18 protein-coding genes and 1 pseudogene are annotated in these 23,742 nt (G+C 69.3%); 10 read left to right on the plus strand and 9 right to left on the minus strand.

All coding sequences use genetic code 11. The features are described 5' to 3' along the window. Positions 1 to 28 precede the first annotated feature (28 nt). Positions 29 to 541: a pyridoxamine 5'-phosphate oxidase family protein gene (locus OG828_RS35245; protein ID WP_328503462.1), complete on the minus strand. Its 513-nt coding sequence runs from the start codon at positions 539 to 541 to the stop codon at positions 29 to 31. Between the two features lie 141 nt (positions 542 to 682). Between OG828_RS35245 and OG828_RS35250 the strand changes: the two genes are divergently transcribed. Further along, on the plus strand, positions 683 to 3,679 hold the full coding sequence (locus OG828_RS35250) for a bifunctional [glutamine synthetase] adenylyltransferase/[glutamine synthetase]-adenylyl-L-tyrosine phosphorylase (RefSeq protein ID WP_328503463.1): 2,997 nt from the start codon (positions 683 to 685) through the stop codon (positions 3,677 to 3,679). A gap of 4 nt (positions 3,680 to 3,683) precedes the next feature. Here OG828_RS35250 and OG828_RS35255 read toward each other — a convergent pair whose 3' ends face one another. Beyond that, the gene (locus OG828_RS35255) at positions 3,684 to 4,301 is read right to left on the minus strand and encodes a TetR/AcrR family transcriptional regulator (protein WP_328365898.1); all 618 of its coding nucleotides are present in this window, start codon (positions 4,299 to 4,301) and stop codon (positions 3,684 to 3,686) included. 143 nt (positions 4,302 to 4,444) lie between these two features. Between OG828_RS35255 and OG828_RS35260 the strand changes: the two genes are divergently transcribed. Together OG828_RS35260 and OG828_RS35265 are read left to right on the plus strand one after the other, a co-directional pair. Beyond that, positions 4,445 to 5,923, plus strand: coding sequence for an APC family permease (locus tag OG828_RS35260; RefSeq protein ID WP_328503464.1), 1,479 nt, complete (start codon positions 4,445 to 4,447; stop codon positions 5,921 to 5,923). A 54-nt stretch (positions 5,924 to 5,977) separates the two neighbouring features. Further along, positions 5,978 to 7,546 (plus strand): amidohydrolase, encoded by a 1,569-nt coding sequence (locus OG828_RS35265; protein ID WP_328503465.1) that lies wholly within the window; start codon positions 5,978 to 5,980, stop codon positions 7,544 to 7,546. A gap of 56 nt (positions 7,547 to 7,602) precedes the next feature. Here OG828_RS35265 and OG828_RS35270 read toward each other — a convergent pair whose 3' ends face one another. Beyond that, positions 7,603 to 8,439: a phosphatase PAP2 family protein gene (locus OG828_RS35270; protein ID WP_328441035.1), complete on the minus strand. Its 837-nt coding sequence runs from the start codon at positions 8,437 to 8,439 to the stop codon at positions 7,603 to 7,605. 141 nt (positions 8,440 to 8,580) lie between these two features. Then, positions 8,581 to 9,627: a LacI family DNA-binding transcriptional regulator gene (locus OG828_RS35275; protein ID WP_328503466.1), complete on the minus strand. Its 1,047-nt coding sequence runs from the start codon at positions 9,625 to 9,627 to the stop codon at positions 8,581 to 8,583. 556 nt (positions 9,628 to 10,183) lie between these two features. On the opposite strand from OG828_RS35275, the gene OG828_RS35280 reads away from it, so the two are divergent. The 4 genes and pseudogenes from OG828_RS35280 to OG828_RS35295 all read left to right on the plus strand — a co-directional run bounded on the left by OG828_RS35280 (position 10,184) and on the right by OG828_RS35295 (position 15,259). Then, positions 10,184 to 11,455: an extracellular solute-binding protein gene (locus OG828_RS35280; RefSeq protein ID WP_328503467.1), complete on the plus strand. Its 1,272-nt coding sequence runs from the start codon at positions 10,184 to 10,186 to the stop codon at positions 11,453 to 11,455. 115 nt (positions 11,456 to 11,570) lie between these two features. Beyond that, a pseudogene (locus OG828_RS35285) lies at positions 11,571 to 12,503 on the plus strand (carbohydrate ABC transporter permease); the annotation flags it as partial. Between the two features lie 13 nt (positions 12,504 to 12,516). After that, a complete protein-coding gene (locus OG828_RS35290; RefSeq protein WP_328441037.1) occupies positions 12,517 to 13,425 on the plus strand; it encodes a sugar ABC transporter permease in 909 nt (302 codons plus the stop codon). 172 nt (positions 13,426 to 13,597) lie between these two features. Continuing rightward, entirely contained in the window at positions 13,598 to 15,259 is a 1,662-nt protein-coding gene (locus OG828_RS35295; RefSeq protein WP_328503468.1) for a glycoside hydrolase family 13 protein, read from the plus strand. A 42-nt stretch (positions 15,260 to 15,301) separates the two neighbouring features. Here OG828_RS35295 and OG828_RS35300 read toward each other — a convergent pair whose 3' ends face one another. Genes OG828_RS35300 through OG828_RS35310 form a run of 3 tightly spaced genes read right to left on the minus strand, consistent with a single transcriptional unit; the run spans position 15,302 to position 18,218 of the window. Further along, positions 15,302 to 15,976, minus strand: a complete 675-nt coding sequence (locus OG828_RS35300) for a response regulator (RefSeq protein ID WP_328365919.1) — start codon at positions 15,974 to 15,976, stop codon at positions 15,302 to 15,304. After that, on the minus strand, positions 15,952 to 17,082 hold the full coding sequence (locus OG828_RS35305; protein WP_328503469.1) for a hypothetical protein: 1,131 nt from the start codon (positions 17,080 to 17,082) through the stop codon (positions 15,952 to 15,954). Before OG828_RS35305 ends, OG828_RS35300 begins: the two co-directional genes overlap by 25 nt. Continuing rightward, positions 17,070 to 18,218, minus strand: a complete 1,149-nt coding sequence (locus OG828_RS35310; protein WP_328365924.1) for a sensor histidine kinase — start codon at positions 18,216 to 18,218, stop codon at positions 17,070 to 17,072. Before OG828_RS35310 ends, OG828_RS35305 begins: the two co-directional genes overlap by 13 nt. A 234-nt stretch (positions 18,219 to 18,452) precedes the next feature. Here OG828_RS35310 and OG828_RS35315 point away from each other — a divergent pair, with 234 nt between their 5' ends. The 3 genes from OG828_RS35315 (at position 18,453) to OG828_RS35325 (ending at position 21,446) form a co-directional block, all read left to right on the plus strand. Further along, on the plus strand, positions 18,453 to 19,352 hold the full coding sequence (locus OG828_RS35315; protein WP_328503470.1) for a hypothetical protein: 900 nt from the start codon (positions 18,453 to 18,455) through the stop codon (positions 19,350 to 19,352). Positions 19,353 to 19,427: 75 nt separating this feature from the next. Then, positions 19,428 to 19,880 (plus strand): hypothetical protein, encoded by a 453-nt coding sequence (locus OG828_RS35320; RefSeq protein ID WP_328503471.1) that lies wholly within the window; start codon positions 19,428 to 19,430, stop codon positions 19,878 to 19,880. Between the two features lie 243 nt (positions 19,881 to 20,123). Beyond that, positions 20,124 to 21,446, plus strand: a complete 1,323-nt coding sequence (locus OG828_RS35325) for an alpha-amylase (protein WP_328505000.1) — start codon at positions 20,124 to 20,126, stop codon at positions 21,444 to 21,446. Positions 21,447 to 21,495: 49 nt separating this feature from the next. On the opposite strand, the gene OG828_RS35330 is transcribed toward OG828_RS35325, so the two are convergent. Then, complete coding sequence (locus OG828_RS35330; protein WP_328505001.1) at positions 21,496 to 23,031, minus strand: solute symporter family protein; 1,536 nt, start codon at positions 23,029 to 23,031, stop codon at positions 21,496 to 21,498. Between the two features lie 80 nt (positions 23,032 to 23,111). Beyond that, the gene (locus OG828_RS35335) at positions 23,112 to 23,399 is read right to left on the minus strand and encodes a DUF485 domain-containing protein (RefSeq protein ID WP_443060220.1); all 288 of its coding nucleotides are present in this window, start codon (positions 23,397 to 23,399) and stop codon (positions 23,112 to 23,114) included. Between the last annotated feature and the right edge of the window lie 343 nt (positions 23,400 to 23,742).

Consider the following 23,742-nt stretch of genomic DNA (forward strand, 5'->3'; position numbering starts at 1 on the left):
GCTGGTCCTCCAGGTCGCCGTTGACACGTCAGACGAACCGCCAGCGGGTCTGGCTGAACGGCTCCCCCTTACCGAAGCCGAAAACGGTGACCGGCGCCACCGAAAAGACGTAAGCGTGTCCCGCTCCGTGGTGGAAGCTGCCGTTCCGTACCTCGAAGTGCCAGAAGGGGCCGTATTTCGTCTCCCAGAGGGCCGCGAGTTCGCGCAGCGCCGCGTCGTCCGTGACCCGCCGCGCCTCGCCCTCGACCACGAGGTCGTACCCCTTGTTCCAGGTGTTCGTGCCCGTGGTGAGGACGACGTGCGGGTTCTCGGCCAGGTTGCGGGCCTTGCGCTCCTCGGGGCCGGTGCAGAAGTGCAGCGCGCCGTGCGCCCAGACCGCGGGCAGCGGCGTGACGTGCGGGCGCCCGTCCGGTCGTACGGTCGAGATCCAGAACAGCTCGGCCTCGGTGAGCTGCTTCTCCGCCTCCGGCCATGGGGTCGCGGTCGCCGTTTCCTCGCTGTAGCGGGTGTCCAGTCGGGTCTGCGGGGTGGTGTCGGTCATGAGCTGCCTCCAGCCGCCGTACGGCCTCGTATGTCTCTCCACAGGGCAGACCGTGCCCGGCGGCAGAACTCATCGGCGCTTCTCCCAGGCTCTGCGGTTAGGCTCAAGCGCGTACGACCTTGATCCGACAGGAGGCGGGGCATGACGGCGCCGGGGCGCAGGAGCAGTACCTTCACTCGGCTGCTGCGGCACGGTTTCACCGATCCCTCGGCCGCCGAGCGGCTCCTGGACAGCGTGGAGCTGGCGCCGATGCGGAACGATCCGGTGCTCCTTGAGGCGCTGGGCGCGACCGCCGACCCGGATCTCGCGCTGCACGGTCTGGTGCGGCTGCTGGAGGTGCAGCCCGGCCCCCTGGCGCAGCGCGAGCTGCTCGACACGGTGATAGCGGCCAAGCCGCTGCGGGACCGGCTGCTCGGTGTCCTCGGGGCCTCCGCCGCGCTCGCCGACCACCTCGCCCGGCACCCCAAGGACTGGCAGGCGCTGGTCACGTACGAGCCGCGCGACCTGCACCCCGGGGTGGCGGAGTTCGAGCGCGGTCTCGCCGAGGCCGGCGACCCGGTCGCCCTGCGCGTCGCCTACCGGCGCTGTCTGCTGTCCATCGCCGCCCGTGACGTGTGCGGCACCACCGATGTCGCCGAGACCGCCGCCGAGCTCGCCGACCTGGCCACCGCGACCCTGCGCGCCGCCCTCGCCATCGCCCGCGCCGCCGCGCCCGACGACGCCGCTTCGTGCCGGCTCGCGGTGATCGCGATGGGCAAGTGCGGCGGACATGAGCTGAACTACGTGTCCGACGTCGATGTGATCTTCGTGGGGGAGGCGGCCGAGGGGGCCGACGAGGGCAAGGCGCTGCGCTCCGCCACCAAGCTCGCCTCGCACATGATGCGGATCTGCTCCGAGACCACCGTCGAGGGCTCGATCTGGCCGGTGGACGCCAATCTGCGGCCCGAGGGCAGAAACGGTCCGCTGGTGCGCACGCTGAGCAGCCACCTCGCCTACTACCAGCGCTGGGCCAAGACCTGGGAGTTCCAGGCGCTGCTCAAGGCCCGCCCGGTGGCCGGCGACATCGAGCTCGGCGACGAGTACGTCACCGCGCTCGAACCCCTCGTCTGGAAGGCCGCCGAGCGCGAGAACTTCGTCCCCGACGTGCAGAAGATGCGCCGCCGGGTCGTCGAGAACATCCCGGTCGCCGAGGTCGACCGGGAGCTGAAGCTCGGTCCGGGCGGGCTGCGGGACGTCGAATTCGCCGTACAGCTGCTGCAGTTGGTGCACGGGCGTGCCGACGCCTCTCTTCGCAGTGGTACGACCCTGGACGCCCTCCAGGCGCTCGCCGCCGGCGGGTACGTCGGTCGCGCCGACGCCGTCCAGCTCGACAGTGCGTACCGCTTCCTGCGCACCATGGAGCACCGCATCCAGCTCTACCGGCTGCGCCGCACCCACCTCGTCCCCCATGACGAGGCCGACCAGCGCCGCATCGGCCGCTCGCTGGGCCTGCGCACCGATCCGGTCGCGGAGCTGAACCGCGAGTGGAAGCGGCACAGCAGTGTCGTACGACGGCTGCACGAGAAGCTCTTCTACCGGCCCCTGCTCGACGCCGTCGCCCAACTCGCCCCCGGCGAAGCCCGGTTGAGCCCAGAAGCGGCCCGCGAACGCATGGTCGCCCTCGGCTACGCCGACCCGGCCTCCGCCCTGCGCCACCTGGAGGCGCTGGCCTCGGGCGTCAGCCGGAAGGCCGCGATCCAGCGCACGCTGCTGCCCGTGCTGCTCGGCTGGTTCGCCGACTCCGCCGACCCGGACGCGGGACTGCTCAACTTCCGCAAGGTGTCGGACGCGTTGGGCAAGACGCCCTGGTATCTGCGGCTGCTGCGGGACGAGGGCGCCGCGGCCGAGAATCTCGCCCGTGTGCTGTCCGCCGGCCGTCTTGCACCCGACCTGCTGATGCGCGCGCCGGAAGCGGTGGCGCTGCTCGGCGACGGTGACGGCGGCGGCCTCGTCCCCCGCTCCCACGCCCATCTGGAGCAGGAGATCCTCGCCGCGGTCGGCCGTGCCGGCGGCGCCGTCCAGGCGGTCACGGCGGCCCGCGGCGTCCGTCGCCGCGAGCTGTTCCGTACGGCCGCCGCCGACATCGTCGGTTCGTACGGCACCGAGACCCAGCCCGCCGAGGCCGACCAGGGCGCCCTGGTGGACCGGGTCGGCGGCGCGATCTCCGACCTCACGGCCGCCACCCTCGCCGGCACCCTGCGCGCCGTCGTCCGCGAGGGCTGGGGCGAGGAACTGCCCACCCGGTTCGCGATCATCGGCATGGGCCGCTTCGGCGGGCACGAACTCGGCTACGGCTCCGACGCGGACGTCCTGTTCGTGCATGAGCCGCGGGAAGGCGTCGAGGAGCGGGTGGCCGCGGACGCCGCGAGCAAGGTCGTCTCCGAGATGCGGCGACTGCTGCAGATCCCGAGCGCCGACCCGCCGCTGCTGATCGACGCGGACCTGCGTCCGGAGGGCAAGTCCGGGCCGCTCGTACGGTCGTTGAAGTCGTACGAGGCCTACTACCGCCGCTGGTCCCTGGTCTGGGAGTCACAGGCACTGCTGCGGGCCGAAGTCGTGGCCGGTGACGAGGACTTGGGGCGGCGCTTCATCGAGCTGATCGACCCGCTGCGGTATCCGGCGGAGGGACTCGGCGACGATGCCGTCCGGGAGATCCGGCGCCTGAAGGCCCGTATGGAGTCCGAGCGGATGCCGCGCGGCGCCGACCCGAAGCTGCACACCAAGCTCGGGCCGGGCGGGCTCTCCGACGTCGAATGGACCGTCCAGCTCTTCCAGTTGCACCACGGCTGGGCCGAGCCGGGCCTGCGCACCACGCGCACCCGCGAAGCCCTCGCCGCCGCCTGCGCCGCCGGACTCATCTCCGGCGAGGACGCGGCCACCCTGGACGAGGCGTGGGTGCTGGCGACGCGGGTGCGGAACGCGGTGATGCTGGTGCGCGGGCGAGCGGGAGATACGTTCCCGTCGCACGGGCGTGAACTGGCCGCCGTGGGGCGGTACTTGGGGTACGGGCCGGGACACGTCGGCGACATGCTCGACGCGTACCGGCGTACGGCGCGACGGGCGCGGGGTGTGGTGGAGGAGCTGTTCTACGGGGCGTAGAGCCTCAGCTCTGCTTCGCGTGCACCCTCAGCGCACGCGCGTGAGTCATCAACCCCTCCAGCCCCAGCTCGAACGCCCGGTCCGTCCGCCCTTCTCCCGCCGCCGCCAGCGCCTGAGCCAGCCGGGGCGTCGGCGCGTCCGGCGTCAGTTCCCACATGGTCTCCGGGGCCGCGAGGTCGAGTGCCGAGCCCAGGACCAGGTTCTCCAGGGCGACGAGGAGCGGCATGACGTCGGCGGGGGCGAACCCGGCGTCCAGAAGCAGCGTCACCGCCCGCTCGTACTGCTCCAGCACGCGCGGCGCCCGCACCGGTGACGTCATCAGCAGCGGGATCGCCTTCGGGTGCGCGGCGAACGCGGCGCGGTAGGAGCGCGCCCAGGCCTCCAGCGCCGTGTCCCAGGGCGTCCGGGACAGCGTCCCGGGGTCGATCACGGACGCGACCCGCTCGCGCAGCAGTTCCACGATGCCGTCCCGGCCGTCCACATGGTGATACACCGAGCCGGTCTGCACGCCGAGCCGCCTGGCGATCTGCGGCACGCTGAAATCGCCCTGCTCGTCGACCAGTTGAAGCGCCGTCGTGGTGATGCGCTCGCGGTCGAGGAGCGGTGTGCGGGGGCGTGCCATGGTCGGCGGTCTCCTTGCGATGGGGATCCAGGTCTTCCCGGACGGCAAACGAGAGGTTACATTCCCAAAACCGAAAGCCTTTAGGTTAACGGTGCTCCGTCCGCTCCGAGTATCGCTCTGTCCGCCGCTCGAAGGGCTTCCCCATGTCCGTGACCGCCTCCGACACCCCCGCGGAGAAGACGCCGAAGACGCCGCCCGCCGCGGCCGGCCTCCGCTCCGGTTCCCTCGGCACCGCCGACATCGCCTTCTTCGTCGTCTCCGCCGCCGCCCCGCTCACCGTCATGGCCGGCGTCGCCCCGCTCGCGATCCTGCTCGGCGGCATCGGCGCCCCGGTCGGCTACCTCGTCGCCGGCATCACCCTCACCGTCTTCGCCGTCGGCTTCACCACCATGAGCCGGCACGTCAAAAGCGGCGGCGCCTTCTACGCGTACATCACCCGCGGTCTCGGCCGCCCCGCCGGCATCGGCGCCGCCCTGCTCGCCCTCATCGGCTACAACGGCATGGAGATCGGCGTCTTCGGCCTCCTCGGCACCGCCGGCCGGGACACCGCGCAGGCCCTCTTCGGCATCGACGTCCACTGGCTGCCCATCGCCCTGGCCGGTCTCCTCCTCGTCGGCTACGGCGGCTACCGCTCCGTCGACTTCGGCGCCAAGCTGCTCGGCATCCTGCTCGTCGCCGAGACGGGCATCCTGGTGCTGCTCGCGGGCGGTGTGCTGGTCAAGGGCGGTGCGCACGGGCTGTCCGGCGCCTCCTTCACGCCCGGCAACGTCTTCGTCGGCGGTACGGCCGTCGTCCTGGCCTTCGCGTTCGCCGCGTTCACCGGCTTCGAGTCGACCGTGATCTACCGGCGTGAGGCGCGGAACCCGGAGCGCACGGTGCCGCGCGCGACCTACGTCGCCGTCGGATTCCTCGGCCTCTTCTACGCGTTCATCGTCTGGACCGTCATCCAGGCCTTCGGCGACGCGGAGGTGATCGGAGCCGCTGCCAAGGACCCCGGCGGACTCTTCTTCTCCGCCATCACCACCTACGTCGGCGCCTGGGCGGCCGACCTGATGCACATCTTCATCGTCACCAGCGTCCTCGCCTCCCTCCTCGCCTTCCACAACGCCATCAACCGCTACGTGCTGGCTCTCTCCGAAGAGGGCGTACTGCCAAGCAAGTTGGGCCGCGTCCACTCGCGCCACCGCTCCCCGTACATCGCCGGAACCGCGCAGACCGTCCTCGGCGCCGTAGTCGTCCTCGGCTTCTGGGCCGCCGGCGCCGACCCGTACCAGCAGCTGCTGCTGTGGGTGAACACCCCGGGAATGATCGGCCTGTTCGTCCTCCAGCTGCTCGCCGCGATCGCCGTGCCCTGCTACTTCCGCCGGATCAGCCACCAGGAGGGCGTCCTGCGGACCGTCGTGGCCCCCGTCACCGCGGCTCTCCTGCTCGCGACGGCCATAGGGCTCGTCGTCTCGCACATCGACGCGTTCACCGGCGCTTCCCCGACGGTGAACACTGTCCTCATCGCCCTCTCGCCCACGGTCTTCGTCATCGGCCTCGGACTGGCATGGTGGCTGCGCCGCCAACGACCGCAGGTGTACGCCGACTTCGCCGCCGAGCCGTCCGAGTCTTCTGCATGACGTCCTCTGCATGACGTCCTCTGCATGACCCATAACCACAAGGGAGTTCACTCCATGCCCACCGCCGACCTCATCCTCGCCGGCGCCAAGATCCGTACTCTCGACCCCGGCCGTCCCTACGCCACCGCCGTCGCCGTACGCGACGGGCTGATCGCGGCGGTGGGCGACGAGAGCGACGTACGGGACTGGCGCGGGCCGGGAACAGAGGTCGTACGGCTGGAGGGCGCGCACCTCGTGCCCGGCCTGGTGGACGCGCACAGTCACCCGGTGTGGGGGCTGGACATGGCGACGGGGGTGGACCTCTCCGGGGTCGCCGACCTGGCGGGCCTCCGGGCCGCGCTCGGGTCCGCCGAGCGGATCGACGGCTGGGTCGTCGGCTACGGCCTCGACCACAACGCCTTCGAGGGGCGGTCCATCGACCGGTCCCTCGTCGAGGACGTGCTCGGCGGCGCGCCCGCCTTCCTCCGGCTGTACGACGGACACTCGGCCCTGGTGAGCGGCGCGGCGCTGGCCGCCGCGGGGGTGGCCGGACCGCGCGCGTTCACGCAGCGCTCGGAGGTGGTCTGCGACTTTGCCGGGCGGCCCACCGGGCACCTCGTCGAGCATGCGGCGATGGATCTGGTGGCCGAGGTCATGCCCCGGGCGTCGTACGACGTCCGGCGGGCGCGGCTCGTGGAGCTGCTGTCCGCGATGGCGGCGACCGGGCTCACCGGCGCGCACGTCATGGACGCCGGGGACCCCGAGCTGGTCGGGGCGGTGGCCGGGGAGACCGTGCTGCCGGTGCGGCTGCGGTTCGCGCCCTGGTGCATGCCGGGGGCGGACGCCGACGACCTGGCCGGGCTGGTCGCCGCGCAGGGCCGGGGCGGGCGGCACTGGCGGGTCGACGGGGTCAAGTTCTTCATGGACGGGACCGTCGAGGGCGGCACGGCGTGGCTGGAGCACGCGGACTGCCACGGGCAGGGGACGGACGCGTTCTGGCCCGATCCGGACGCGTACGCCGCCGCCGTACGGCAGCTGCACACGGCCGGCGTGCGCACCGCCACGCACGCCATCGGGGACGCGGCCGTGCGGCACGTGCTGGACGTGGTCGCGTCGCTGGGGCCCAAGGCGCACGGCAGGCACCGCGTCGAGCACATCGAGACCGCCCCGGACGACCTGCTGCCACGGTTCGCGCGGTTGGGGGTGGCCGCCTCCATGCAGCCGCCGCACACCGCGTACACCCGTGCCGACGGCACCGACGAGTGGTCCCGCCGCCTGGGCGCCGGCCGTGCCGCTCACGCCTGGCGCCTGCACGATCTGCGCGACGCGGGCGCGACGGTCGCCCTGGGCTCGGACTGGCCGATCGCCCACTACGACGTACGGACAGTCCTGGCGACGGCACGCAGCCCCAAGGGCGCCGCTTCGGCACGGGCGGGCCTGACGGGACTCGAGGCGCTGGAGGGCTGCACGACGCATGCGGCGCTCGCGGCGGGGGAGTCAGGCGCGGCGGGCCGCATTGCTCCGGGGTTCCGGGCGGACCTCACGGCCTTGTCCGTGGACCCGGTGACGGCTCCCGCGGACGAGGTGGCTCAGGCTCCGGTACGACTGACGGTGACCGGCGGTCACGTGGTGCACCGGACTTGACGCCGGCGCGGGGAACTGCGCGACCAGCCACAACGGACCCGCAGACAATCGACGGCCTATCGCCGCACTTCCCGCAGAGCGCGCGGCAACGAGTAAGGCAACGTCCCGTACCAGACCCGCGCCACCGCGTAGCCGAAGGCGAGGCACATCAGGCCGCCGACGGCGTCCAGCCAGAAGTGGTTGGCGGTGGCGACGATCACGATGAGCGTGGCCACCGGGTAGAGCAGGCCCAGGACACGGACCCACGGGACCGAGGCCAGCGCGAAGATCGTCAGGCCGGACCAGACCGACCAGCCGATGTGCATCGACGGCATCGCGGCGTACTGGTTGGACATGTTCTTCAGGTCGCCGGAGGCCATCGAACCCCAGGTGTCGTGGACCATCACCGTGTCGATGAAGCTCTGGCCGTTCATGAGCCGCGGCGGGGCGAGTGGATACAGGTAGTAACCGACGAGGGCCACACCTGTCGTCGCGAAGAGCACCATCCGGGTCGCCGCATAGCGGCCGGGATGACTGCGGAACAGCCACACAAGGACACCCAGAGTGACCACGAAGTGCAGTGTCGCGTAGTAGTAGTTCATGCCGACGATGAGCCAAGTCACCGAGTTCACCGCGTGGTTGACGGATTCCTCGACGGCGAGGCCGAGATCCTGCTCGAGCCGCCAGAGCCAGTCGGCGTTGCTCAGAGCCTGTCCTTTTTGCTCCGGGACGGCGTTGCGGATCAGTGAGTACGTCCAGTAACTCACCGCGATCAGAAGGATCTCGAACCACAGCCGGGGCCGCCGAGGGGTGCGCAGCCTGCTCAGCGGACCGGGCCTGGTTTCGACCGTGACAGGGTGCGGAACGGCCGCTTCGCGGCCTTCCTCGGCGGTTGTCACGGTCGTCTCACCCATGGGCACAGAGTCTGCCAGAAAAGCCCTCGCCCTCCGATCATCCCTTGGTCGGGTTCGGGCCGCACGTCCTACGACGACGGTAGGCCGCGTCCTCCTCCCTGCGCACTGGCGCAGAGGGAAGTTCTCCGCCTCAGGGACGACTCAGGAACGACTCCGGTCCCCGGTCCGCTCACCAGGCGCCGAAGCCGTCGAACCGCGCACCACCAGCTCCGGCATGAACACGAACTCACTGTGCGGCGCGGGCGTCCCCCCGATCTCCTCCAGCAACGTCCGCACCGCCGCCTGCCCCATCGCCGGAACCGGCTTGCGGACCGTCGTCAGGGGCGGGTCGGTGAAGGCGATCAGCGGGGAGTCGTCGAAGCCCACCACCGAGATGTCCCGGGGGACTTCCAGACTGTGCTGCCGGGCCGCCCGTATCGCGCCCAGCGCCATCATGTCGCTGGCGCACACCACCGCCGTACAGCTTCGGCCGATGAGCGCGGTGGCCGCCGCCTGGCCGCCCTCCAGCGTGTAGAGGGAGTGCTGGACCAGCTCGGTCTCGATCGTGTCCGTGGCCAGTCCGAGCTGGTCCTGTACGGAGCGGACGAAGCCCTCGATCTTCCGCTGGACCGGCACGAACCGCTTCGGGCCGAGCGCGAGGCCGATCCGGGTGTGGCCGAGCGACACCAGATGTGTGACCGCCAGGTTCATCGCGGCCCGGTCGTCCGGCGAGATGAACGGCGCCTGCACCTTGGGGGAGAAGCCGTCGACGAGCACGAACGGCACGCCCTGCGCGCGCAACTGCTCGTAGCGCTGCATGTCGGCGGTGGTGTCGGCGTGCAGTCCGGAGACGTAGATGATCCCGGCGACGCCCCGGTCGACGAGCATCTCGGTCAGCTCGTCCTCCGTCGAACCGCCCGGGGTCTGGGTGGCCAGGACCGGTGTGTAGCCCTGCCGCGTCAGCGCCTGGCCGATCACCTGGGCCAGGGCCGGGAATATGGGGTTCTCCAGCTCCGGGGTGATCAGGCCCACCAGGCCCTCGCTGCGCTGCCGCAGGCGCACGGGACGTTCGTAGCCGAGGACGTCCAGTGCGGCCAGCACGGACTGGCGGGTGGTGGCGGCGACGCCCGGCTTCCCGTTGAGGACGCGGCTGACGGTCGCTTCGCTCACCCCCGCCTGAGCAGCGATGTCGGCAAGCCGTGTGGTCACGGGAGTGGACTGTACCGGCCGTCCCTCGCCTTGCACACCGATCGGACGCCGGGCGCGGGCGGTGGACCGGCGCTGTGCGGGTTGCTGCGGCATGGCGTCCCCTCGGAAACGATCGGCAAGAGCTTGCAGAGTCTTGCACAGCACCGTCCGTGCCCGCTCAACCTCGCAGAACAACGGTCTCACAGTGGTCGACGATGGGTCACGTACGGATAACTTCAGAGACGTCTTGCACTTTTTTGCTGCAAGGACTTTCGCGCCGCTTACATCGCTGTTACGTTCTCGACGCCCGGCCGCCGCAACGGCGCAGTCGGCAAGTCGCAGGGACGGACGACGGGACCGCCTCCTGCGGGCCCTGTCGCCACATTCCCGTCTGCCTCGCGACGCCTGGCACGCACGCTCGCCGCGTTGCCGAACCGCCCACGTGGCTCCGCCACGAGGGCGCTCCGGCGCCTTGCGATCGCACGCACCAGACGCCGCGAGGCCCGCCCTTCCGGCGGACGACGGGAATGTGGCGACAGGGCCCACCCACACGGGCTTTAACCCTCAAGGAGAACTCATGCGGCGTGGCATAGCGGCCACCGCGCTGGTGGCGTCCCTCGCCCTCGCGGCGACGGCCTGCGGCGGAGATGGCGACAGCGGAGACAAGGCCGACGGTCCGGTCACCATCACCTGGTGGGACACCTCCAACGCCACGAATGAGGCGCCGACGTACCAGGCCTTGGTCAAGGAGTTCGAGGCCGCCAACAAGGACGTCAAGGTCAAGTACGTCAACGTCCCCTTCGACCAGGCGCAGAACAAGTTCGACACCGCCGCCGGTGCCAGCGGCGCCCCGGACGTGCTGCGCTCCGAGGTCGGCTGGACGCCCGCCTTCGCCAAGAAGGGCTACTTCCTTCCGCTGGACGGCACCGAGGCCCTCGCCGACGAGAGCAAGTTCCAGCCCAGCCTGATCGAGCAGGCCAAGTACGAGGGCAAGACGTACGGCGTGCCGATCGTCACCGACACCCTCGCGCTGGTCTACAACAAGGAACTCTTCGAGAAGGCCGGCGTCGAGGCCCCGAAGACCTGGGACGACCTGAAGAAGGCCGCCGCCACGATCAAGGACAAGACCGGCGTCGACGGCTACTGGGGCTCCACCCAGGCCTACTACGCCCAGTCCTTCCTCTACGGCGAGGGCACCGACACCGTCGACGCCGACGGCAAGAAGATCACCGTCAACTCGGCCGAGGCCAAGAAGGCGTACGGCACCTGGCTGGACCTCTTCGACGGCAAGGGCCTGCACAAGGCCGACACCACCGCCGACGCCTACGCCCACATCCAGGACGCGTTCGTCAACGGCAAGGTCGCCGCGATCGTCCAGGGCCCGTGGGAGATCACCAACTTCTACAAGGGCTCCGCGTTCAAGGACAAGCAGAACCTCGGCATCGCCACCGTCCCGGCCGGCTCCAGCGGCAAGGCGGGCGCCCCGACCGGCGGGCACAACCTCTCCGTGTACGCCGGCTCCGACGAGGCGAAGCAGCAGGCCGCGCTGAAGTTCCTGAAGTTCATGACCTCGGCGAAGTCCCAGGAGGCCGTGGCCCTGAAGAACTCCACGCTGCCGACCCGCGACGACGCCTACACCGCCGAGGTCAAGGCCGACCCGGGCATCGCCGGCTACCAGGGCGTCCTCTCCGCCGCCCAGCCGCGCCCGGCGCTGCCCGAGTACAGCTCCCTCTGGGGCCCGCTGGACACCGAGCTGCCCAAGATCGCCGGTGGCAAGGAGTCCCTGGACAAGGGTCTGAGCAACGCCGAGACCGCGATCGCCAAGCTGGTGCCGGACTTCAGCAAGTGACCCCGAGTGGCCGTCGGATCCCCCTGAAATGGGGGGAGGGATCCGGCGGCCATCGGCCTGCGCGTCGTAACCCTCGAGCCTCCAGAAAGTGCCGAACATGACAGTCGCCGTCCAGCGCCTGAAGCACAGCTACCAGAAGTACTGGTACGCCTACGCCATGATCGCCCCCGTGATCATCGTGCTCGGCGTCCTCGTGCTGTATCCGCTCGCGTACGGGTTCTACCTGACGCTCACGGACGCCAACAGCCTCAACACCGGTCGCACGATCGGCGTCAACGAGATCGAGGCCACCTACAAGTTCATCGGCTTCGACAACTACGCCGACATCCTGTGGGGCGAGACCGCCTACGACCGCTTCTGGTCGCACTTCATCTGGACGGTGTTCTGGACGGCGGCCTGTGTCGCCCTGCACTACTGCATCGGCCTGGGCCTGGCGCTGCTGCTCAACCAGAAGCTGCGCGGCCGCACCTTCTACCGGCTGATCCTGGTCCTGCCCTGGGCCGTGCCGACCTTCGTCACCGTCTTCGGGTGGCGCTTCATGCTCGCGGACGGCGGCATCATCAACTCCGCGCTGGAGACGCTCCATCTGCCGACGCCGCTGTGGCTGGAGGACACCTTCTGGCAGCGGTTCGCCGCGATCATGGTCAACACCTGGTGCGGGGTGCCGTTCATGATGGTCTCGCTGCTGGGCGGTCTGCAGTCGATCGACTCGACGCTGTACGAGGCCGCGGAGATGGACGGCGCCACCCCCTGGCAGCGGTTCCGGTACGTCACGCTGCCCGGCCTGAGGGCCGTCAGCTCCACCGTCGTACTGCTCGGCATCATCTGGACCTTCAACCAGTTCGCCATCATCTTCCTGTTGTTCGGCGACACGGCCCCGGACGCCCAGATCCTCGTCACCTGGGCCTACTACCTCGGCTTCGGACAGCAGCCGCGCGACTTCGCGCAGTCGGCGGCGTACGGCATGCTGCTGCTGGCCATCCTGATCGTCTTCACCTCCTTCTACCGCCGCTGGCTGAACCGCAATGACCAGCAGCTCGCGATCTGAGGCAGGAGCCCCCATGAGCACTACGACCGTCAAGACGTCCGCTCCCGCCGATCAGCCGCCCGCGTCCGGCGCGCCCCGCAAGGTGCGCCGGCGCGGCGAGCGCGGGCCCGGCGCGTCCCTCGCGTCCCACGGCATCCTGATCGCCGCGAGCCTGATCGCGCTCTTCCCGATCGCCTGGCTGGTCTTCCTCTCCCTCGGCCCGGACAAGGACGACTATCTGCACCCCGGAGGGATCTGGGGGAAGATGACGTTCGACAACTACTCGTTCGTCCTGTCGGACACGAACTTCTTCGACTGGCTGAAGAGTTCGCTGATCGTCTCGCTGGGTGCCACCGTGATCGGTGTGTTCGTCGCCGCCACCACCGGATACGCGGTCTCCCGGATGCGCTTCCCGGGCTACAAGAAGTTCATGTGGGTGCTACTGGTCACCCAGATGTTCCCGGTAGCCGTACTCATGGTGCCGATGTACCAGATCCTCGCGGAACTGAAGCTCATCGACAGCTACGGTGGCCTCATCCTCGTCTACTTGACGACGGCCGTGCCGTACTGCGCTTGGCTGCTCAAGGGCTACTTCGACACCATCCCGTTCGAGATCGACGAGGCCGGGCGCGTCGACGGGCTGACCCCCTTCGGCACGTTCGCGCGGCTGATCCTGCCGCTCGCGAGGCCCGGTCTGGCCGTGGCCGCGTTCTACAGCTTCATCACGGCTTTCGGTGAGGTCGCGTTCGCCTCCACGTTCATGCTGTCCGACACGAAGTACACGCTGGCGGTCGGGTTGCAGAGCTTTGTGAGTGAGCATGACGCGCAGCGGAACCTGATGGCTGCGACGGCTGTGCTGATCGCGATACCGGCCGCCGGGTTCTTCTACCTCGTGCAGAAGAACCTGGTGACCGGTCTAACGGCAGGTGGAACCAAGGGCTAGAACGCCGGTTCACGAGCGCGCCCCAAAGGGGCGCGGGGAACTGCGCGACCAGCCCCAACGGTGCCGCACCCAAACCCGAGGCGGCCGTGGTGTCTATCCGACCCCGCTGACACCACGGCCGCCTCGTCACCAACTCCCCATGACCAGAACCCCGTTACATACCAAGGACGCCATGACCCAGCAGCACTCCGCCATCGCCCCGGCACCCAACTCCGCCAAAGCCAAGCGCAGCGACTGGTGGCGGGATGCGGTGATCTACCAGGTCTATCCGCGCAGTTTCGCCGACAGTAATGGCGACGGTATGGGGGATCTGGAAGGCGTACGAACCCGGCTGCCGTATCTGCGGGACCTCGGGGTCGATGCCGTGTGGTTGAGCCCCTTTTATGCCTCGCCGCAGGCCGACGCCGGTTACGACGTCGCCGATTACCGGGCCGTGGACCCGATGTTCGGCAATCTGCTCGATGCGGACGCGCTGATCCGCGACGCGCATGAGCTGGGTCTCAGGATCATCGTCGACCTGGTGCCCAATCACTCCTCCGACCAGCACGAGTGGTTCAAGCGGGCGGTCGCGGAGGGGGCGGGTTCGCCGCTCCGGGACCGGTACCACTTCCGGCCGGGCAAGGGGGAGAACGGCGAACTCCCGCCCAATGACTGGGAGTCGATCTTCGGTGGGCCCGCGTGGACGAGGGTGCCCGACGGTGAGTGGTATCTGCATCTCTTCGCGCCGGAGCAGCCCGACTTCAACTGGGAGCACCCGGCCGTCGGGGACGAGTTCCGCTCGATCCTGCGGTTCTGGCTGGACATGGGCGTCGACGGCTTCCGTATCGACGTGGCGCACGGCCTGGTGAAGGCGGAGGGCCTCCCTGACCTGGGATCGCACGAACAACTGAAGCTGCTGGGCAACGATGTCATGCCGTTCTTCGACCAGGACGGGGTGCATGACATCTACCGCCAGTGGCGGACGATCCTGGACGAGTACGCGGGGGAGAGGATCTTCGTCGCCGAAGCCTGGACGCCGACCGTCGAGCGCACCGCCAACTACGTCCGGCCGGACGAGCTGCACCAGGCCTTCAACTTCCAGTACCTGAGCACGAGTTGGGACGCGGAGGAGCTGCGTACGGTCATCGACCGCACGCTGGAGGCCATGCGCCCGGTCGGCGCCCCCGCCACGTGGGTGCTGTCCAACCACGACGTGACCCGCCACGCGACCCGCTTCGCCAACCCCCCGGGTCTCGGCACGCAGATCCGCTCGGCGGGCGACCGCGAACTGGGCCTCCGCCGCGCTCGCGCCGCCACGCTGCTGATGCTGGCGCTGCCCGGTTCGGCGTATGTCTACCAGGGCGAGGAGCTGGGCCTTCCGGACGTCGTCGACCTGTCGGACGACGTGCGCCAGGACCCGGCGTACTTCCGGGGCGCCGGACAGGACGGCTTCCGCGACGGGTGCCGGGTGCCGATCCCGTGGACGCGTACGGGGCCGTCGTACGGCTTCGGCGCGGGCGACAGCTGGCTGCCCCAGCCCGATGGATGGGGCGAGTTGAGCATCGAGGCCCAGACGGGTGACGCCGACTCGACGCTGGAGCTGTACCGCACCGCGCTCGCCGTCCGCCGCGAGCAGCCCGATCTGGGCGCGGGCGACTCGGTGGAGTGGCTGCGCGCCCCCGAGGGCGTCCTGGCCTTCCGGCGCGGGGAGTTCGTGTGCGTGGCCAACACCGGCGCTGAGTCGGTGACGGTGCCCGCGCACGGTCGCGTGCTGCTCGCCAGCGGTGAGGTGACGGAGGCGGACGGCGAGGCGAAGGTGCCGGCCGACACGACGGTGTGGTGGACCACGGCCTGAGGGGAATCGCCGTTCGATGCCGCGACCGTACACGTCGCGGCATCAACTCCCGCTGACCGCCGCCGACTCGTAGCCCGTGATGTCGTCGGGCGTCACCAGGCCGTCCTCGATCGCCCGGGCCAGCATGTCCGCCTTGGTCGGTGCGGTCCTGCCGACCTGCGCGTACTTGACTCGTGCCCGACGGATGTACACGTCCACCGTGTGCACCGAGACGCCCATGCGCCGGGCGACCGAAGCCTTCGACATGGACTGGAACCACCACAGCAGCGCGGTGCGTTCCTGCGAGGACAGCTTGGGTCTGCTCGCGCCGCGGTCACCGACCAGGACCCCGGCGGCTGTCGGCGTGACGTAGGGTCTGTCGCCCGCCGCGGCCAGCACCGCGTTCACCAGGTGGGCCCGTCCTTCGTTCTTCGCGACGAACTCGCATGCTCCGGCCTCCAGCGATTCGAGGACCACCCGCTGCTCGGTGAACTGCGAGAAGGCGATGACCCGTTGGCCCGCGGCGGCCAGCGTGGCGATGTCGCCGATGACGAGTCTGCCGTGCAGATTCAGATCGAGAATGAGGACATCCGCGACGCCGGGCGCCACATCCGTGGTTTCGCCGGTGTGCCCCACCGAGATACGCGGCTCCTCGGACAGCCAGGTCTGGATGCCTTCGATGACGACAGGGTGATCGTCGACGATGGCGACGGTCAGGGAGCCGGTCGTAGCGGCCATCGGGTCTCCCACCACAGCTGATCCTCCTCCTGGTCGTACTGGGCGGACACGGTGAGCGGGCCCGGCGATTCGACGAGCGTCTGCGGCGGGGCATCGGCCACCACGCTCACCACGACGTCCTCGGGCGTCGTCACCACGGTCACCCGGGCCCGGGTGGCGGCGGTGGCCAGGACCAGCAGGGTCCCTTCCGCCAGTTCTCGGCGGGCGGATGTCGGCAGGTCGGGCAGGTCGCCGTAGCTCAGCAGGGTCACACGTACGCCACGCCGCTCGGCGATGTCGGCGCAGGCCCGCAGTTCGTGCAGGAGCGGGTGCGGGGTGTCGTCCGTCTCCACGAACAGCCTCCGCAGGCGTGCCGCCTCCACGGCGGCACGTCGGCGTACGACGGTGTCCCCCGGGTCCAGTCGATGTTCCGCCAGACCACGCAGCAGCGGTTCCACTGTGCTGCGCAGGGACTCGTAACGGCGCTGGCGCTCGGCGTGCACGGTCTCATCGGCGGTCGCACGGGCGAGACGTTCGGCCTGGCCGGCGGCGATCTCGGTGGCCTCCCTCGCGCCGTCGTTGAGCTGCCGTGCCAGATACGCGAGGGTCAACTGGACACCGGCGGTGGTGTATGTCACGGCCAGCAGACGGGCGACCATGACATGGTCGAGCGCGTCGTGGGCGGCCAGGAAGGCCACCGTGACAGCCGTGTTGGCGCCGAGCAGGGCGACCAGCTCCCACAGCGGACGCTGCGTCAGAAGCAGCACGCCGAACCAGCCCACGGTGTTCCACGCCCAGCTCACGTCGCCGATCATCCCGCCCGTCGGGTACGTGGCGGTGGCGACGACGCCGGAGACCAGCGCCGCCCCCGCGAGCCACCGCGCGGTGTGCCCGCTGAGCGCGGAACGCAGCAGCAGGACCGACCCGACCGTCTGGATGACCGTGAGGGCCAGCCAGGAGCCCGCGGCGGCGGCCTGCGGCTCGTACACCGGCCAGCCCCTGAGTACCAGCAGGGTGTCCAGACCCAGGTGCCAGACGCCGACGATCGCCACCAGCCCGATATTGACGGCCATGGCGAAACGGGTGGCGACCATTCCCTTGGCGACGCCGGCGGTCAGGGTTCCCACCTCAGCACGACCCGGGTGCCTGCGCCGGGGGACGAGACCGCCCGGGCGCTGCCGCCCACGGCACGCATCCGGCCGTAGACCGACTCCCGCAGACCGCGCCGGTGGGAGGGAACAGCCGCGGGGTCGAACCCGCCTCCGCTGTCGCAGACTTCGACGGTGACGCCCTCCCCGGTCCGTCGGGCCGTGACCCGGGCAGCGCGGGTGTCCGCGTGCTGGGCCACGTTGGTCAGGGCCTCGGCGATCGCTTGCGAGAGGGCTTCCACGACCTCGTGGGGAAGGTCCAGCGGCGGCACGTCGAACTCGATGTCCAGGGACGGGAGGCCGACGCGGTGCGTCAGTACGACGGTGCGCAGCGCGACATCCAGCGGTGCCGGCTCGTGCGCCACGTCGCGTGCCACGCCGGGGTGTGCCCGCAGGTCTTCGATGACGGCCAGGTCGGCCGCGGCCCGGTCCGTCAGCGCGGCCGAGTCACGGGTGATGCTGCCGGTGCCCACGATGGTGAGCGTGGCGAGCACGGTGTCGTGCAGCAGTCGCTGCTGGTCCAGTTCGTCGGTGCGGGCGGCGGACCGGGCCCGCGCTGCCGCGCGCGCCGCCGCCTCCTCGGACAGCGCGAGGTCCGCCCTGCGCGCTCCATGACGCAGCAGGAACACGACAGTGGCGCCGAGCAGTCCCTGGAGCACCATGATCAGGGGGGCGTCCCGGATGCCGGGGGCGCCCACCGCGTAAGCCGCCGCGATGGCGATCGCCGCCGCCATCGCCAGGGGCTGCCGTAGACCGAACTGGGCGATGAAGATGCCGCTGCCGGCGACCATGTCGATCCATCCGCTGCCCGCGCTCGCTCCCAGGACCTCGGCCGGGACGAGGTTGCCGTGCGCCAGGCAGAGCACCACGACGACAGCGGTGTCACCGGCACAGAGCCAGGAACGAGGTTCCGGCCTGAACATCAGCACGATGAACAGGCCGCTCCACAGAAGGAGTCCGACGACCGCGACGGCCACCCAGACGGAGCGCGCGGGCGGTGCGAAGCCGACCACGGCGACCACGGCCGCTCCGACAGCACTTGCTGCCCTCAGGACAGCCGACAGGCGTGCGGACTTGCGCCGCAGCTGAAGTTGGGCGGGCCCCTGCGTCAGCACGCCGCCTCCATTAGAGGAATTTCCGCCTCCGCCAAGACAGGAGCGGATTCGACCGCATTCCTCACAGTGTTTCCCCCGTACGCCGATGAGACCGCTCCCAACTTACGTGAACGCGAGCGCGGCCGACAGAGGGCGTGTCCGAAGCGTTGTCACGCGTTCACGTGACATGTCCTTCCGCGGTCCGCCACGTAATCTTCCGTACCGGAAAGGAAGACACCGAGGGGGGCGTGTCGAGTGAGGGAAAAATCCGCCGTTCTGGTTTCCGCTGCTTTTATCGCCTGCCTGCTGGTCGGCTGCATGGCCGAGAGCGGAAACTCCAAAGATGACGTGGCGGGAAAACAGGTCAGAGACCTGACCGTCGCGGAAGAGGTCGAGGTCGACCGCGCGGAGGAAAAGCTCGTCGAGCAGTGCATGGAGCGCCAGGGTCACCGCTATTGGCCGGTGCCGGTGGCGGGCATCGCGGAACGCAAGGCCGGGGCGTACGTGGTGGACGACGTCGACTGGGCTCGCGAGTACGGCTACGGACGGTCCTTCGACATCGCGGCCGAGGAAGTACGCCGCAGCCATCCCAGTGTCACCTACCCCAACTCGCTTCCTGAGCAGGAGCGCATCCGCTACTCCCGGGCGCTGGACGGCGACTTCGGCGACGCCATATCCGTCGATCTGCCGGCCGGTGGCACCGTCCGGACGCCACGCGGAGGCTGCTACGTCGAAGCGCGGGAGCGGCTCTACGGCGACTATCCGACCTGGATCCGCGTCAAGAAGACCGTGACCGGGCTGACCCCGCTGTATGTCCCGCGGATCCTCCGCGACGAGCGCCTGGTCACCGCGGTCAAGGCGTGGTCCCGATGCATGAACGAGTCGGGGCACTCCTTCAAGAGCCCGGACGAGATACGCCAGAAACGGGACTCCCTGGTCGAGGGGATGAATGCGTCCCAGGCCCAGAGCGCCGAAGTGAAATTGGCTGTGGCCGAGGCCGAGTGCGCTCGCAGAACATCCCTGGGAAAGACCGCACGTTCTCTCGAAGACGAATACAGAGATAAGACGCTGCGTGAGTACCCCGAAGAATTCGCGACCTATCGGCAGATGAGGATGTCCGCCCTTTCCCGGGCCGGGAACCTCGAAAGCCGGTAGGTGTCGCATCAAAGATTTCCGTGGCGTCACGGCCGCGGGGAGTCCCATCCAACAGATGATCGAGGAGTTACATCAGTGAGGAAAGTACCCGCCGCCCTGACCGTACTGGCCATGGCTGCTCTAGGAGCCGTCGTCCCCGCCTCCGCCGCGCACGCCGGCCCGATCTGCCAGCAGAGCTACAGAGACGCGGAGGCCGGCTACATGTACGCCTACGACGGTCTCGACTGCGTCGGGTTCCTTGGCAAGGCCGAGGGCGACGACGCCAACTGGGGCGACAGCTCGCAGAGCTTCCAGGGCGGCGACACCAACAAGGCGTCGTCCATCCTCAACAAGGGCGTCAACTACGAGGTCAAGTTCTACAACGGAACCGGCACGGGCTGGACCGGCGGCTACACGTGCCTGGGGCGCAGCGAGCACTTCGCCTCAGACCTCAGAGACAACACCTTCACCAGCGGCGCCTCGGCCAACAACTCCATCAGCTCGCACCGCTGGGTGAGCGCCAGCTTCTGCGACAGGTGGGCGACCTGACCCCCACGTAGCAGCCCGTCCCTTGCGGGGATGCCTCTCTCCTGGCATCCCCGCAAGGCGTTCGTGGTGGCGGATGAAAGAACTTACTAAGGGTTTCAACTCTCTTGCTGAAGAACTTGCGCGGCGGTACCGTCACGCCCGCGCCCGGCAACGACGCCTGGCGGTCATCGCAAGGAGTTGACGCCTGTGATATCGAGATGGTCCGTCACCGCGACCGTGCTCGCGGCCACATCGGCGGCCGTCATGGCCCCCGTGACCCCCGCGCAGGCCTCCCCGCCCGGCACCAAGGATGTCACCGCGGTGATGTTCGAGTGGAACTTCGCCTCGGTCGCCAGGGAGTGCGCCAGCACCCTCGGCCCCGCCGGCTACGGCTACGTCCAGGTCTCCCCGCCCGCCGAGCACATACAGGGGGCGCAGTGGTGGACGTCGTACCAGCCTGTCAGCTACAAGATCGCCGGTCGGCTCGGTGACCGCGCTGCCTTCCAGAACATGGTCGGCGCCTGCCACGCGGCCGGGGTGAAGGTCGTCGTCGACACGGTCATCAACCACATGTCGGCGGGCAGCGGCACCGGCACCGGTGGCTCGTCGTACACGAAGTACACCTACCCCGGCCTGTACTCGTCCCCCGACTTCGACGACTGCACCGGGCAGATCACCAACTACCAGGACCGCTGGAACGTCCAGCACTGCGAACTGGTGGGCCTCGCCGACCTGGACACCGGGGAGTCCTACGTCCGCGGCGCGATCGCCGGCTACATGAACGACCTGCTGTCGCTCGGCGTCGACGGCTTCCGCATCGACGCGGCCAAGCACATGCCGGCCGCCGACCTCGCCAATATCAAGTCCCGGCTGAGCAACCCGTCGGTGTACTGGAAGCAGGAGGTCATCCACGGCAGCGGAGAAGCCGTGCAGCCGACGGAGTACACCGGAAACGGGGACGTCCAGGAGTTCCGCTACGCCTACGACCTCAAGCGCGTGTTCAACAACGAGAACCTCGCCTATCTGAAGAACTACGGCGAGGGCTGGGGCTATATGAGCAGCGGTGTCTCCGGTGTCTTCGTCGACAACCACGACACCGAGCGCAACGGCAGCACGCTGAACTACAAGGACGGCGCCAACTACACGCTGGCCAACGTCTTCATGCTGGCCTGGCCCTACGGCGCCCCCGACATCAACTCCGGCTACGAGTTCACCGACACGGACGCGGGTCCGCCGAACGGCGGTGCGGTGGGCGCCTGTTGGCAGGACGGCTGGAAGTGTCAGCACAACTGGCCCGAGATCAAGTCGATGGTGGCCTTCCGCAACGCCACCCGCGGTGAATCCGTCACCAACTGGTGGGACAACGGCGCCGACGCGATCGCCTTCGGGCGGGGGAGCAAGGGCTACGTCGCCATCAACCACGAGTCGGGCAGCCTGAGCCGGACGTATCAGACGTCGCTGCCGGCGGGGACGTACTGCGATGTGCAGAGCAGGACGACCGTGACGGTGAACTCCGGTGGGCAGTTCACCGCCACGCTCGGCGCCAACACGGCCCTCGCGATCTACGCCGGCAAGTCGAGCTGCTGAACGCCGCGGGCCGGTGCGGTCCGGAGGCCGCCAGGGGCCTCCGGACAGCTCACCGCTCGTCGGCGCCGACCAGCGCGCGCACCTCGAACTCCTCGAACACCTGCGGTTCCTGGGGCTTGCTCAGCACGGAGCCGAGCCAGCCCAGCAGGAAGCCCGCCGGGATCGACACGATGCCGGGGTTCTGCAGCGGGAACCAGGCGAAGTCGGTATCGGGGTAGATCGAGTTGGGGCTGGAGGAGACGATCGGGGAGAACACCACCAGGAGCACCGAGCAGGCCAGACCGCCGTACAGGCTCAGCAGCGCGCCGCGTGCGGTGAAGCGCCGCCAGAACAGGCTGTAGACGATCGTCGGCAGAATGGCGGACGCCGCGATCGCGAAGGCCAGGAACGCCAGCGTCGCGGTGCTGGTGCCCCAGGACAGCAGCGCCAGCATCATGCCCATGACACCGATGGCGGCGGCGGCGAGCCGGGCGACGATCACCTCTTCCGCCTGCGTCGCCTTCCCCTTGCGGATCACCTCGCCGTAGAGGTCGTGGGCGATCGAGGAGGCCCCGGCGAGGGTGAGTCCGCCGGCCACTCCGAGCAGCGTGACGAAGGCCAGGCTGGACAGGAGCGCGGTGAGGATGGGGCCGCCGAGCTCGTACCCGAGCAGAAGCACCGCGGCGTCGCCCTTGGGGTCGACGCCCGCGATCTCCCCCCGGCCCACGATCGCCGTGGCGCCCAGGCCCAGCACGCCCGCCATCAGACACACGAAGCCGATCAGGCCCACGGCCCATACGACCGAGCCGCGCAGCACCCGCGTGGTGCGCGGGGCGAGCAGCCGCATCATGATGTGCGGCAGTGCGGCAAGACCGAGCACGATGGCCAGTTGCAGGCTGAAGAAGTCCAGCTTGTTGGTGGTGGTCCCGCCGTATCGCAGTCCGGGGCCGAGGAAGCGGTCGCCCAGGTCGCTGTTGCCGGCGGCGGTCGACAGCAGCTTGTCGATGTTCCAGCTGAAGTGGTGGAGCACCAGGATGGCGGTGACGCCCACGCCGACGACCAGCATCACGGCCTTGACCACCTGGATGACCGTGGCGCCCGGCATACCGCCGATCGCCGCGTACACGACGACCATGGAGCCGATGACCACCACGCACATGGTGCGGACCGTCCCGCTCGGGGTGCCGATGAACTGCGCCAACAGGGCGATGCTGCCCACCAGTTGGGCGACCAGGTACAGCAGGCAGACGACCAGGGTGCACAGGACGAGCGCCAGCCGGACCGATCGCTGTCCCTGCGACAGCCGCAGCGCCAGGTTGTCGCCCAGCGTGAACTTGCCGGAGTTGCGCAGCGGTTCCGCGATCATGAACAGCGCCATCATCCAGGCGACCACCGTGCCGCCCAGATAGAGCAGACCGTCGTAGCCGGTCAGCGCGACGATGCCGGTACTGCCCAGCAGCGTCGCGGCCGACAGGTAGTCACCGCACATGGCGAGCCCGTTGCGCAACGGCGACATGTCCCGGTTGCCGAGGTAGAACTCGCTGATCTCGTCCCGCTGCGGGGCCGTCAGCAGCACCGTGAACAGGGTGACCACGGCGACGGACATGAACAGGACGAGCGTCAGCTTCTGAGTGGTCTCGTCGGTGACACCCGCCGCGTGCTGCACCAGTTGACCGGCCGCCTGCGTCACCACGTGCGGGACCGCCTTCCCGAGGAGGCGATGTGCCGCGCCTGGGCCCGCAGGCGATGGGTGACGGGGTCGATCCGCCGTTGCATGTGCCGGACGTAGAGCCAGATCGTCACGCCCATGAGGACGAACTGGCCGAGGCCCAGCGTCAGCCCGATCGTCAGATGCCCGATCAGCGACTGGTTCATCAGGCCGGCGGCGAAACTCGACATCAGGACATATGTGAGGAATCCGCCCACCGAGACAAGCGTCGCCGCTATGCCGAAGGAGCGGTATGCGCTGCGCATGGAATGGAATTCAGGAGAGTTGTGTATCGACTGCGGGTTTGTCGGCTCAACGCCTGGTGGGGGAGGTGGGTAAAAACTGTCATTTGGCGGTGAGTGTAGGGACATAATGCACCTTCTTTGCTGCTTTATGCCGGGCGCGCGACTGTCCTGAGCTGCGGAAACATAGCGTGGGGGTCACTGTGGGGGGATGTGTTGATCACGGACTGTGAGAGTGGGGAGACTGGAGTATTGCAGCGTGCTCCTTGAGCCATCAACAGGGTCGGCCAAATAGAAATCACCGGCTCCGGACGCCCGGTGAAAGTTCTTGCCGCCTGTTTCACGACTCTTGCTGTAAACCTTGCGT

This window comes from Streptomyces sp. NBC_00457, assembly GCF_036014015.1.
Taxonomy (GTDB): Bacteria; Actinomycetota; Actinomycetes; order Streptomycetales; family Streptomycetaceae; genus Streptomyces.